14 protein-coding genes are annotated in these 12,331 nt (G+C 61.8%); 2 read left to right on the top strand and 12 right to left on the bottom strand.

The window, feature by feature from the left end; genetic code table 11:
* Positions 1-215: 215 nt before the first annotated feature.
* The 8 genes from fabF to F7R19_RS20730 form a co-directional block, all read right to left on the bottom strand.
* Entirely contained in the window at positions 216-1,448 is a 1,233-nt protein-coding gene (fabF, locus tag F7R19_RS20695) for a beta-ketoacyl-ACP synthase II (protein ID WP_061957897.1), read from the bottom strand.
* Positions 1,449-1,653: 205 nt separating this feature from the next.
* Positions 1,654-1,893 (bottom strand): acyl carrier protein, encoded by a 240-nt coding sequence (gene acpP / locus F7R19_RS20700; RefSeq protein WP_008644813.1) that lies wholly within the window; start codon positions 1,891-1,893, stop codon positions 1,654-1,656.
* 169 nt (positions 1,894-2,062) lie between these two features.
* Positions 2,063-2,815, bottom strand: coding sequence for a 3-oxoacyl-ACP reductase FabG (fabG, locus tag F7R19_RS20705; RefSeq protein ID WP_061957896.1), 753 nt, complete (start codon positions 2,813-2,815; stop codon positions 2,063-2,065).
* Between the two features lie 19 nt (positions 2,816-2,834).
* Positions 2,835-3,770, bottom strand: coding sequence for an ACP S-malonyltransferase (gene fabD, locus F7R19_RS20710; RefSeq protein ID WP_061957895.1), 936 nt, complete (start codon positions 3,768-3,770; stop codon positions 2,835-2,837).
* Positions 3,771-3,843: 73 nt separating this feature from the next.
* Positions 3,844-4,824 (bottom strand): beta-ketoacyl-ACP synthase III, encoded by a 981-nt coding sequence (locus F7R19_RS20715; protein ID WP_150981832.1) that lies wholly within the window; start codon positions 4,822-4,824, stop codon positions 3,844-3,846.
* A gap of 77 nt (positions 4,825-4,901) precedes the next feature.
* Complete coding sequence (gene plsX / locus F7R19_RS20720) at positions 4,902-5,981, bottom strand: phosphate acyltransferase PlsX (RefSeq protein ID WP_061957893.1); 1,080 nt, start codon at positions 5,979-5,981, stop codon at positions 4,902-4,904.
* A 191-nt stretch (positions 5,982-6,172) separates the two neighbouring features.
* On the bottom strand, positions 6,173-6,352 hold the full coding sequence (gene rpmF / locus F7R19_RS20725; protein ID WP_008644820.1) for a 50S ribosomal protein L32: 180 nt from the start codon (positions 6,350-6,352) through the stop codon (positions 6,173-6,175).
* Between the two features lie 122 nt (positions 6,353-6,474).
* A complete protein-coding gene (locus F7R19_RS20730; RefSeq protein ID WP_150981833.1) occupies positions 6,475-7,092 on the bottom strand; it encodes a YceD family protein in 618 nt (205 codons plus the stop codon).
* A gap of 157 nt (positions 7,093-7,249) precedes the next feature.
* Between F7R19_RS20730 and F7R19_RS20735 the strand changes: the two genes are divergently transcribed.
* Positions 7,250-7,849: a Maf-like protein gene (locus F7R19_RS20735; protein WP_150981859.1), complete on the top strand. Its 600-nt coding sequence runs from the start codon at positions 7,250-7,252 to the stop codon at positions 7,847-7,849.
* 3 nt (positions 7,850-7,852) lie between these two features.
* Entirely contained in the window at positions 7,853-8,587 is a 735-nt protein-coding gene (locus F7R19_RS20740; protein WP_150981834.1) for an SAM-dependent methyltransferase, read from the top strand.
* A gap of 68 nt (positions 8,588-8,655) precedes the next feature.
* Here the strand turns inward: F7R19_RS20740 and F7R19_RS20745 are convergent, their stop codons facing one another.
* Genes F7R19_RS20745 through F7R19_RS20760 form a run of 4 tightly spaced genes read right to left on the bottom strand, consistent with a single transcriptional unit; the run spans position 8,656 to position 11,956 of the window.
* Positions 8,656-9,822: a S49 family peptidase gene (locus F7R19_RS20745; RefSeq protein WP_150981835.1), complete on the bottom strand. Its 1,167-nt coding sequence runs from the start codon at positions 9,820-9,822 to the stop codon at positions 8,656-8,658.
* 39 nt (positions 9,823-9,861) lie between these two features.
* Complete coding sequence (locus F7R19_RS20750; protein ID WP_150981836.1) at positions 9,862-10,245, bottom strand: Rieske (2Fe-2S) protein; 384 nt, start codon at positions 10,243-10,245, stop codon at positions 9,862-9,864.
* Positions 10,238-10,897 carry an HAD-IA family hydrolase gene (locus F7R19_RS20755; protein ID WP_150981837.1) on the bottom strand — a complete coding sequence of 220 codons (660 nt, stop codon included), beginning with the start codon at positions 10,895-10,897 and terminating at the stop codon, positions 10,238-10,240. The genes F7R19_RS20750 and F7R19_RS20755 overlap by 8 nt, the downstream gene beginning before the upstream one ends.
* A 57-nt stretch (positions 10,898-10,954) precedes the next feature.
* Complete coding sequence (locus F7R19_RS20760) at positions 10,955-11,956, bottom strand: RluA family pseudouridine synthase (RefSeq protein WP_061957883.1); 1,002 nt, start codon at positions 11,954-11,956, stop codon at positions 10,955-10,957.
* Between the last annotated feature and the right edge of the window lie 375 nt (positions 11,957-12,331).

Consider the following 12,331-nt stretch of genomic DNA (forward strand, 5'->3'; position numbering starts at 1 on the left):
CACGACAAGCGTTGTATTTTACCTACGATCATGGCGGCCCCGGGTGCCGCGAAGCGCATGGTGTGACTGTAGCTTCGCACTTAGGTTCCGGCGTCGGAGGGTTGGTTGCACCGTCGTGCAACCTTTCTCTGTCAGAAATCAACCCGACCGCAACGCGAATTGGCCGGGGCGGGGCAACAAGGCCCCGGCATCCTGACGATCGTCTCTTCGCAGGATCAGACGCGGCGGAAGACCAGCGTGCCGTTGGTGCCGCCGAAGCCAAAGTTGTTTTTGACTGCGACGTCGATCTTCATGTCACGCGCCGTGTTTGCCGCGTAATCGAGATCGCACTCCGGGTCCTGATTGAAGATATTGATGGTCGGCGGCGACACCTGGTTGTGGATGGCCAGCACCGTGAAGACGGATTCGAGACCGCCCGCGCCACCGAGCAAGTGCCCGGTCATCGACTTGGTCGAATTGACCACCATCTTGTAGGCATGATCGCCAAACGCCAGCTTTATGGCATCGGTCTCGTTCTTGTCGCCCAATGGCGTCGACGTGCCGTGCGCGTTCAGATAGCTGACTTCGTCAGGATTGACGCCAGCGTTCTTGAGCGCGGCTACCATGCAACGGCGCGGACCGTCGGTGTTCGGCGCGGTCATATGGAACGCGTCGCCGCTCATGCCAAAACCGACCAGTTCGGCATAGATACGCGCGCCACGCGCCTTCGCGGACTCGTATTCTTCCAGCATCATCACGCCGGCGCCCTCGCCCAGCACGAAACCGTCGCGGTCCTTATCCCACGGGCGCGAAGCGGTTGCCGGATCGTCATTGCGCGTCGACAGTGCGCGCGCCGCGGCAAAGCCGCCGATGCCCAACGGCGAGACCGTCGATTCTGCGCCGCCGGCCAGCATGGCGTCGGCGTCGCCGGCCTGGATCAGACGGGCGGCAAGGCCGATGCTGTGCAGCCCAGTGGTGCAAGCCGTCACGGCCGCGAGGTTAGGACCCTTCATGCCGTGAATGATCGACAAGTGGCCGGAGATCATGTTGATGATCGAGCCGGGCACGAAAAAGGGCGAAATGCGACGGGGACCGCGGTTATGCAGTTCCATCTGCGTTTCTTCGATCATCGGCAGGCCGCCAATGCCCGAGCCAACCAGCACGCCGATGCGCTCGGCGTTGGCCTCGGTAATCTCCAGGCCGCTGTCTTTCAGCGCCTGCGAGCCTGCAGCGATGCCGAAATGGATAAACGTATCCATATGGCGGGCTTCCTTGGCCGGGATGTATTCCTCGGCGTTGAAGCCCTTCACTTCGCCGGCGAAATGCACAGCCAGGGCGGAGTGATCGAATTTGGTAACGGTGGCGATGCCGGACTTGCCAGCGACCAGATTGGCCCAGCCTTCGGCAACCGTGTTTCCGACGGGAGACACAAGGCCAAGCCCAGTGACAACGACGCGACGACGGCTCACTATTTTTTCCTACGAGTGCGTGAAACAGCTTCGAATTGGCTCAGCATTTGCGGCCCCCTGCCGATACATGAATATCAGGCCGGGCCGGGCGAAGGCGTTTCGATTCTGCTTCTTCGAACAGACGAAAGCCACAGAAAACGGCATGACAGGGCTACAGCAGCCCCATCCCTGCGCCTTCTGTGGCTCGGAATGCGAAGATGACGGCTTAGGCCTTGACGTGCGCAGTAGCGTAGTCGATGGCTTGCTGCACGGTCGTGATCTTCTCGGCTTCCTCATCGGGAATTTCCATGCCGAATTCATCTTCCAACGCCATCACGAGTTCAACCGTGTCCAGCGAGTCCGCACCGAGATCATTCACGAACGACGATTCGTTCTTGATATCTGCCTCGGCCACGCCAAGCTGTTCAGCCACGATTTTCTTGACGCGTTGTTCGATATTGTCCATGTAACCCTCCAGGGAAGTTCGACAAAAAGTGGGCGCATTTTAGCAGGTTTGGACCACAATGAAGCCGCCTGCCAAGCTTTGCAAGAATCGCGCCCGTTTGGTTTCAAAAACAAAAGCTTCAGCCGGCTTCTTTCAGCTTCTCCATCGAAACTGAAGGGAGCCGACACACTCAATTCATGTACATGCCACCGTTCACGTGCAGCGTAGTGCCCGTGATATAAGCGGCCTGCGGACCGGCAAGGAAAGCCACCGCATTGGCGATGTCTTCCGGTTGACCAAGGCGGCCCAAAGGAATGCGCGTCTTCAGTGCAGCATGCTGCTCCTCCGACAGAACCTTGGTCATATCGGTGTCGATGAAACCGGGCGCAACGCAATTGACCGTCACGTTGCGGCTGCCGATCTCAGCGGCCAGCGCGCGGCTCATGCCTTCCACGCCCGCCTTCGCAGCGGCGTAGTTCATCTGGCCGGGGTTGCCGGTAGAGCCCACTACAGAAGTGATGTTGATGATGCGGCCGGCGCGGGCCTTCATCATCGGACGCAGCACGGCGCGCGCCAGGCGGAACACCGCGGTCAGATTCGTGTCGATGACCGCCGTCCAGTCGTCGTCCTTCATGCGCATGGCGAGTTGATCCTGCGTGATGCCGGCATTGTTGACCAGCACGCCCAGACCACCGTGGGCCTTGACGATCTCATCGATCACGGCTTCGCATCGCGCCGCGTCGTTGACATTCAGAACAACGCCGTGGCCTTTCAGGCCCTCGGCAGAAAGATATTCAGCGATGGCCGCCGCGCCCGCTTCGCTCGTGGCCGTACCGATCACCGTAGCACCCTGGCGGGCGAGTTCCAGCGCAATCGCGCGGCCGATGCCCCGCGAGGCGCCGGTCACCAACGCCACCTGATTGTCCAGAGTCTTGTTCGTCATATTCTATGGTTCCTTCGCTTTACTTCAGCAGCGCCAGCGTGTCCTGCAGCGACGCCGGATCGAATATTGCACCGCCTACCAAATTGCCGTCGATGCGTTTGGTCATACCGGCCAACACTTTGCCGGGACCGCACTCGACCACATGCGTGACACCTTCGGCGGCCATCTTCTGCACGCACTCGACCCAGCGCACCGGCGCAGCGGCCTGGCGCACCAGGGCATCCTTGATCTGCGCCGGATCGCTGACAATGGCGACATCGACGTTGTTCACGAGCGGAATCGATGGCGCCGAGAACGCGAGGTCTGCCATGCGGTCGCGCAGTCGATCCGAGGCCGGCTTGAGCAGCGACGAATGAAACGGCGCCGAAACCGGCAGCGGCAGCGCGCGCTTCGCGCCCTTGCCCTTGGCGATTTCACAGCATTTTTCCACCGCGGCCTTGTGACCGGCGATGACGACCTGGGCCGGGGCATTGAAGTTGACTGCCTCCACCACGCCTGCGCCGGCTGCCGTGGCCTCGGCGCAGGCAGCGCGCACGTCGTCGTCGGACAGACCGAGGATCGCCGCCATGCCACCTTCGCCGACGGGCACGGCTTCCTGCATCGCCTGCGCACGGAAACGGACCAGCGGCACGGCATCGGCAAATGGAATCACGCCGGCGGCAACCAGCGCCGAATATTCGCCCAGGCTGTGGCCCGCCACCAGCGCCGGCGGCGGTCCGCCCGCATCGAGCCATGCGCGATACACGGCCACAGCAGCGGTCAGCATGACCGGCTGGGTGTTCGTCGTCAGATTCAGTTCCTCTGCAGGGCCTTCGGCAATCAGCTTGCCAAGGTCCTGGCCGAGGGCGCTGGAAGCTTCCTCCAGCGTGGCGCGAACTACCGGATTGTCGGCAAATGCATTGAGCATGCCGACCGACTGCGAACCCTGACCGGGGAAAACGAATGCGAATTTCATCGGAAATCCAGTCCTAGCTATTCATTGTGTCGAACGGTGCGCGGCATCTGCCACGCCACGCGCCGGCCGCATATTACATGCGCAGCAGCACCGCACCCCAGGTAAAGCCGCCGCCCACGCCTTCCATCAGCACGGTCTGACCCGGCTTGATACGGCCGTCGCGCACCGCCACATCGAGCGCCAGCGGAATCGAGGCCGCCGACGTGTTGCCGTGTTCGTGCACCGTGGCGATCATGCGTTCGCTAGGCAAGCCGAGCTTCCTGGCCGTGCCCTGCATGATGCGGATATTTGCCTGGTGGGGAATCAGCCAGTCGATGTCTTCCGCGCTCAACTCGGCCGCAGCAATCGCTTCGCGCGCAACCTTGTCGAGCACATTTACGGCCAGCTTGAACACCGCCTGGCCATCCATGTGCAGGAAGGCGTTACCGGTAATGGCGCCGCCTGATACGTTGCCCGGCACGCACAGGATGCCGACATGGCTGCCGTCCGAATGCATGGCCGACGACAGGATGCCGGGCTCGTCCGACGCGCTCAACACCACGGCGCCAGCGCCGTCGCCGAACAGCACGCAGGTCGTGCGATCGTTGAAATCCAGAATGCGCGAAAAGACTTCGGTGCCGATCACCAGCACGTTCTTGTGCGAACCGCTGCGGATAAACTTGTCCGCGGTCGACATCGCATAGACAAAACCCGAGCACACCGCCTGCAGGTCGAACGCCGCGCAATGATTAGTAATGCCAAGCTTGTTCTGCACGATGCAGGCCGTGCTTGGAAAGACGAAATCGGGCGTGGAAGTGGCGACGATGATCAGGTCGATATCCTGACGCTCGATGCCGGCGACGGCGATGGCCTGCTCCGCGGCCTTGACGGCCAGGTCACTCGCCGTGACATCGGACTCGGCCCAGTGGCGCGCCGAAATGCCGCTGCGCGAGACGATCCACTCGTCGCTGGTTTCGATGCCCTTTTCGGCAAGCTGCGCCGCCAGGTCGTGATTCGTGACGCGACGCGGAGGCAGGTAGCTCCCCGTACCGATGATTTTTGCGTACTTGGTCATGAAATTGTCGGATCGTGGTGTCCACCGGCCGCTGAATACGAACGCTTCAGCCGCGCACCCTTGGCGGGCGCACCGCTTCAAGCGGCACGGGTATCGGAATGAGGGTCCGGTGCGTCTGTCTCCGGGCCGCCGGTCGCGGCGCCTGCGGCGCCGGACTTGTTGGCAAAGGCCTTTGCAATGCGTTCGATGACGCCATTTCTGGCCGCATCATACCCGCGTTTGATCGCCCACTCAAAAGAATGGGCATCGGCAGATCCGTGGCTCTTGATCACCAGCCCGCGCAACCCCAGAAGCGACGCGCCGTTATAGCGCGCCGGATCCAGCCGGCGGGCAAGGCGCGACAGCACGGGCATGGCCACGGCCGCAAGCAGCTTGGTGAACCACGACCGCGTGAACTCTTCCTTGATCATGCTGCCGATCATCTTGGCCAGACCTTCGGTGCTCTTGAGCGCGACGTTGCCGACAAAGCCGTCGCATACGACGATATCGGTCGTGCCCTTGAAGATGTCGTTGCCTTCCACGTTGCCGTAGAAGTTCAGCTCCGAAGCGCGCAACAGTTCTCCGGCGGCCTTGACCACCTCGTTGCCCTTGATGACTTCTTCGCCGATATTGAGCAGGCCAACGGTGGGATGATCCTTGTGATCGACCACGGCAACCATGGCCTCCGCCATCCGCGCGAATTGGAGCAGATGCTCCGGCTCACAATCGGCGTTGGCGCCAAGATCGAGCACCGTGGTACCCCAGCCCTGCTCGTTTGGAATGGTCGTGGCGATGGCAGGACGCTCGATGCCTTCGAGTGTCTTGAGCACATAGCGCGACACCGCCATCAACGCGCCGGTATTGCCGGCGGAAATGCAGGCGCCGGCCTTGCCTTCCTTGACCTGGGTGACGGCAACGCGCATCGAAGAATCCTTCTTCTTGCGCAGCGCCACTTCCACCGGGTCATCCATCGTGATGACCTCGGTTGCCGACACGATGCTTACGCGCGGATGATCCGATGCGTGCAGCTTCTTGAGCTGCGCGCCGATGGCCTCGGGCAGGCCGACCAGGATCATCTCGGCGTCGTCGTGACGGGAAAGAAAACTGATCGCCGCCGGCACCGTCACGGAGACTCCGTGATCGCCGCCCATGCAGTCGATAGCGAGCTTGATCGTCATTGTTTCCTGATACGGAAAGCGCGCCGGCCTCCGCCGCATCGGTGCGCGCAGACGCAACCAGCCGGACGCGCGGATACGTTGCCGCGCGGGCGCCGAGCGCCCAACAAAAAAGCGGCAACGAGCTTGCCGCTTTCCTGTTTCATACCTGACAACGTGCGCGAGCGAGACACAGGGTCACGCCAGACGACTGATCAGTCGTTCTTGGTCTTGATGACCTTGCGACCACGATAGTAGCCGTTCGGGCTCACGTGGTGACGCAGGTGGGTTTCGCCGGTGGTCGGCTCGACCGCCAGGGGCGCAACCGACAGATGATCGTGCGAACGGTGCATGCCGCGCTTGGACGGCGACTTCTTGTTCTGTTGAACAGCCATGATGACTCCTTCGAGAATTTTGCGATATTAACACACGCATCCTGCACGAGGCGTAGCCGGGGCCCGGCCGGATGCTTGACTAGCTACGGTGAAAACGCCGCATCGGCTGCTGTCGCGCAGCGTCAATGCTTCGTCTTCAGGCCAGCCAGCGCCGCAAAGGGCGATGGCCGCTTTTCTTCTTCGGGTGCAGCCTCAGGCTCCACCTCGCCGTCCGCACCGGTCACGAGCGATTCGTGCACCACCGGGCAGACCACATGCTTCGGTGCCGTTGGCAAAGCCAGCAGCACTTCGTCTTCAATCAATTCCAGGGTCGAGAACTTCTTCGACCCGACCAGCACGTCGAGTTCGTCGTCGTCCATCGGCGCCGCGTCGGCGGCGGCTTCACTGGCGACAACCTCGAAACGCATCTGTGTGGCGATCGGTTCTGGATATACCGTCAGGCACCGCTGGCAATCAAGCCAAACCCGGCCGTTCACCGTCACGTCGATGAATAGCCGTTGCGACACCGGCGCGCCGGGTGCCACCGCTTCCTCGCGAACAAAACCGGTCAGCGTGTACGCAAAGGCCTCGTACGGCGCGCTTGCTGGCGCATCCGGGGCCGTCTCGGCTAAGATGCGCGGCAAATCGCGCACCTGCACCTCGCCCGCCACATTGCCACCCTTGCGGCAGAAGGCAAAGAGATCGGTTTCACGCAGATCGAATGCTGGGGCGGACGCCGCAGACTGGGTCAGCTGACTCATAACGGCTGATTCGCAGAAAATGCCTTGTTTGCCACACTGTGCGGCAACCGAATGTGCCTGTGCAGCCAAACGCGCGATTATACGTTACGAATTGAAGCGTCGTCAAAGTATACCGGCGACGTATCCTCGTCAAAGCAGTTTTCCGGCCACTATCTCCATGTCCTCCGACGCCCGCCCTCCCCTGATCCTCGGGTCCAGTTCCCCCTACCGGCGCGAGTTGCTGTCGCGCCTGCGCATTCCGTTCGAAACGGCGTCGCCCGATATCGATGAGTCGCCGCTCGCTGGAGAGCAGCCAGACGTCACCGCGCTGCGCCTGTCGCGCCTCAAAGCGGAGGCCATCGCGGCACGTCACCCCGGCGCGCTGGTGATCGGCTCCGATCAGGTGTGCACACTGGACAACGTACAAATCAGCAAACCTGGCACACATGAAAAGGCGCTGGCGCAATTGCAGTTGATGCGCGGGAGAACTGTGACTTTTCACTCCGCGCTATGCCTGCTCGACACGCGAACCGGCGCATCGCACCTGGCTGATGTGCAGACGCACGCCACGTTCCGCGACCTTTCCGACGCCGAACTGGATGCCTATCTGCGCGCGGAGACCCCGTACGATTGCGCGGGCAGCGCCAAGGTCGAGGGATTGGGCATCGCGCTGTTGTCGCGGGTGGAATCGGACGACCCCACCGCCCTGATCGGCCTGCCGCTGATCGCGTTGACCGGCATGCTGCGTCGCGTTGGCTACACGTTCTTTGGAGCCTGACCGATGCGCGGCACCCTTTATCTCATTCCCAACACGCTCGGCAAACGCGACGAGTTCGATCCGGTCATGGACGTGATTCCGGTCGGTGTCCAGCAGATAGCTGCCCGGCTCGACTACTTCGCCGCCGAAAACGCCAAGACGGCACGCGCATTTCTGAAAAAACTCGGCGAAACCGCGCCACTTGCGCATGCCATTCAGCAGATCGAGATACGTGAGCTGAACGTCAACACCAAGTCCGATGCGATCGCCGCGCTGCTCGACCCGATCGCAGCAGGACGCGACTGCGGGCTGCTGTCCGAAGCCGGCGTGCCGGCCATCGCGGACCCGGGTGCCGATCTGGTGCGGCTCGCGCATGCACGGGGCATCACGGTGCGCCCGCTGGTGGGCCCGAGTTCGATCCTGCTGGCGGTAATGGGATCGGGCCTGAATGGCCAGAGCTTCGCGTTCAACGGCTATTTGCCGGTCGATGCCGACGAGCGCGCAAAGCGGCTGCGCGATCTGGAGCAGCGCTCGCGCAAGGCGCATCAAACGCAGGTCTGGATCGAAACACCTTATCGGAACGGCGCACTGCTGGAAGCGTTGCAGCAGCATTGCGCCGGCGCCACATTGCTGTCGATCGCGGTGGATCTGACGCTGCCCACCGAAACGATCGTCACCTTGCCGATCTCGGCATGGCGGCCCGATCGTATCGATCTGCACAAGCGGCCGGCCATATTTTCGCTACTGGCCCAACAGTAAGAAGCAGAAATCAGAAAGCCCCTCGAATCCAGGGGCTTTCTTCCATCAAATGCCGGTACCCCAATCGATCAGCGGATCACCTGGTTGCTGCTGCTCATCAGCATAATCTTCATTGCAGCAGAGCCCATGGCCGCGCCAAAGCGCTTGGCCACCCGCTCGGCAATGTTCTCCTTCACCGTGTAGTCGACGATGTCTTCGGCCTTGAACAGGTCGCGCGCCACGTAGTCGGCGTTGCCCAGGCCGTCGGCCAGACCCAATTCCACGGCGCGCTCGCCAGACCAGAACAGCCCGGAGAACATTTCCGGATCGTTCTTGAGCCGATCACCGCGGCCTTCCTTGACCACATTGATGAACTGCTGATGGATTTCCTTGAGCATCGATTCCGCGTACGCCTTCTGGCGCGGCACCTGCGCCGAGAACGGATCGAGCATCCCCTTGTTGGCGCCGGACGTGTACAGCCGGCGCTCGATGCCGAGCTTGTCCATCAGGCCCGTGAAACCAAATCCGTCCATCAGCACGCCGATCGATCCGACGATGCTTGCCTTGTCGACATAGATCTTGTCGGCCGCGGCCGCCACGTAATAGCCGCCCGAAGCGCACATTTCTTCCACTACGACGTAGAACGGCTTATCCGGGTAGATCTTGCGCAAACGGTGCACTTCATCGTTGATCATGCCAGCCTGAACCGGCGAGCCGCCAGGTGAATTGATCTTCAGGATCACGCCGGCAGCGCTGGCATCGGCGAAGGCCGCTTGCAGCGAGGCGTTGATCGACTCCGCACTGGCCGGCGTGCCGGCGGCAATTTCGCCGTCCAGCGTGACCATGGCCGTGTGGCGGCCGGTTGTGCTGGTCAGCGCATCGCCCTTGAAATCGATCACAGCAAACACGATCAGGCCGATGATCGCGAGACCTACGAGGCGAAAGAAGATCTTCCAGCGCCGCGCCGCGCGCTGCTCGCGCAGGCTGGCCATCAATACCTTTTCGAGAACGTCCCGCTCCCATCCGCCCGCGGCTTGACCGCCGACCGGCCCGGGCGCCTTGCCGGACATCCGTGCACGGCGCTCCTCGGCTTCGCGGCGCGCGGCGGCGTCGCCCGCCTTCAGATCGTGCTCCAAGGGGTAGTCCGCGTGCTGCACCGTCTCCAGCTTCTCGCCGCTTGCGGCGCGCTCCGAGGCGTTCTCGTCCGATTGACCCGGAGGATTGGATTGCGATGGCGGTTTTTGCTGTTCTGTCATGCAAGTGAACTCAAATGTCAGACGACAAACCCGATCCCGCTAATCGGCATCGGGTGGAAAAAAAGGCGCCTCGGGGAACCAGAACACAGCCCCCTCGATTTCCTCGACTCGGAGTTTCGCCAACGTGGCGCCACGGCATGGACCGCTCACGCAAAGGCCGGTATCGGGCGCGTACGTCGCGCCATGTGTCGCGCACATCAAGTATAGGCCCGCGCTATCGAAGAACTGCCCTTCCTGCCAATCCAGTTCCATCGGAACATGTGCGCACTGGTTCAGATAGCCGTGGACCGCACCGTCGTATCGGATCACAAATGCGCTGATTTCGCGCGATCCGAACCGAACGGCAAACCTGACGCCGGCGCCGCCGTCGACCAAAACCTCGGCGGCGCACAGATGACGCGCCCCGTGCTGCATGTCAGGCATGTTCGAGCAGCCAGGCCTGGAGATCGGCAATGGATGTGGCGCAATGCACGGGCGACATTGCGCGCAGCGAATCGGCGGGGTGGGCGCCGTAGCAAACCCCCAGCCCCTGCGCGCCGGCATTCTGCGCCATTTGCAGGTCGTGCGTGGTATCGCCGATCATCACCGTACGACCGATATCCTGGCCGAGCTCGCGCGTAAGCTCGTGGAGCATGGCCGGGTGTGGCTTGGAAAACGTCTCGTCGGCGCAACGGGTGGCGTCGAACAGCTGGCCGAGGCCGGTGCTGGCCAGCGCGCGCTCGAGTCCCACGCGCGTCTTGCCCGTCGCCACACCGAGGAAATAATGCTCGGTATGCAGCGCCTCCTGCATCTCGCGCACGCCGGGAAACAACACCAATTCGGCATCGCGGGTCAGGAAGTGATAGCGATAGCGCTCGGCAAGCCGCGGATAATCGGCGGGATCGAGCGTCGGCACGGCATATGACAGCGCATCCTTCAGTCCCAGCCCGATGACATGGCTGGCCGCGCTGTCATCCGGCACCGGCAGCCCAAGGTCGCGGCTGGCCAGTTGAATACATTTGGCGATAGTAGGCGTGGAATCCATGAGGGTTCCATCCCAGTCGAACACGATCAGGTCGAAGCGCTGCCTGGCCATTGAGGTCCTTGGTCGATGCGAAAAATGTGACTGCTACAGCGCGGCAAATGCGGTCTATCAAGACGCGTCGCCGAGTTGCTGCAATTGTTGCAGAAAATCAACACATTCGGCGGGCAGTGTCGCCGACACGGTGATGGGCTCGCCGGTGGCCGGGTGCGTAAAGGTCAGGCGGTGCGCGTGCAGGAACATCCGTTTGATACCGGGTCGCGCGCCACTGCGCGACAGCGCCTTGTTGAGCGCAAAGTCGCCGTACTTGTCGTCGCCGACGATCGGAAATCCGCTGGATTGCAAATGCACGCGAATTTGATGCGTGCGCCCGGTTTTCAGTTCGGCTTCCAGCAACGTATATCCCTGGAAAGCTTTCACTCGGTTGAAAACGGTATGTGACGGCAAGCCATCCGCCTGCACGCGTACGCGGCGCTCCCCTTCGGGCGTGCTGTATTTGAATAAGGGCAACTTCACATGCTGGCGGGCATTCGGAAACTCCCCCGCGACACAGGCGAAATATCGCTTGTCCATGGCGTTGCCGCGGATCTGCTCGTGCAGGTTGACCAGCGCGGCACGTTTCTTGGCCAATACCAGGACGCCGGACGTTTCCCGATCCAGGCGGTGCACCAGTTCCAGGAATTTTGCTTCGGGACGGCTGCGGCGCAGTTGTTCGATGACGCCGAAAGCCACGCCCGACCCGCCATGCACCGCAACGCCCGCGGGCTTGTCGATCACCAGCAACTGGGCATCCTCGAACAGGATCGGAAATTCGCCGGTCGGCACGAACTGGGCCGATTCGGCCGGCTTTTCCGCCACGCGCATCGGCGGAATCCGGACAATATCACCCAACTGCAAACGATAGGTTGCGTCTATGCGTCCCTTGTTCACGCGTACCTCGCCCGAGCGCAAGACGCGGTAGATATGGCTTTTAGGTACGCCCTTGGCAACCTTCAACAGAAAGTTGTCGATGCGCTGCCCTTCGGATTTTTCGTCGACCGTGACATACGCCACCTGGAGGCCGCTGGGGCGCGAATGCGGCTCCGTTTCAATTTGATGGCGTAACTCATTCATTTTCAATATAATTTCCCGGCCGTTCCCGGCCAAAGACCGGTGACGCACGACCTGTGTAGCGATGTTTGGCGCGAACCCGATCGAAATGCCAGCCATATTTGCGGCAATCCGATCCGGAACATGCAGGGTCCCAGACGTTGTCTTGGGTATTCCCACCAGTATTCGCGCAAGATTTCGCATTTTACACTTCGGGTTGCCATCGACCCGGCCCGTTTTCCGCATGTTGCGTACCCCGCAGGCGCGAAATGGGCAAATGGTGGCAATCAGCAGCACGCACGCGCCGCACCGATCCGCAGGAAGTCGCCCAGAGGCGGCTTCGGCAAACCATCGGCCGGCACGTGGGAACTGAGTGTTCAGGTAGAAAAGAATTCAATG

Source organism: Cupriavidus pauculus, from assembly GCF_008801835.1.
Taxonomy (GTDB): Bacteria; Pseudomonadota; Gammaproteobacteria; order Burkholderiales; family Burkholderiaceae; genus Cupriavidus; species Cupriavidus pauculus.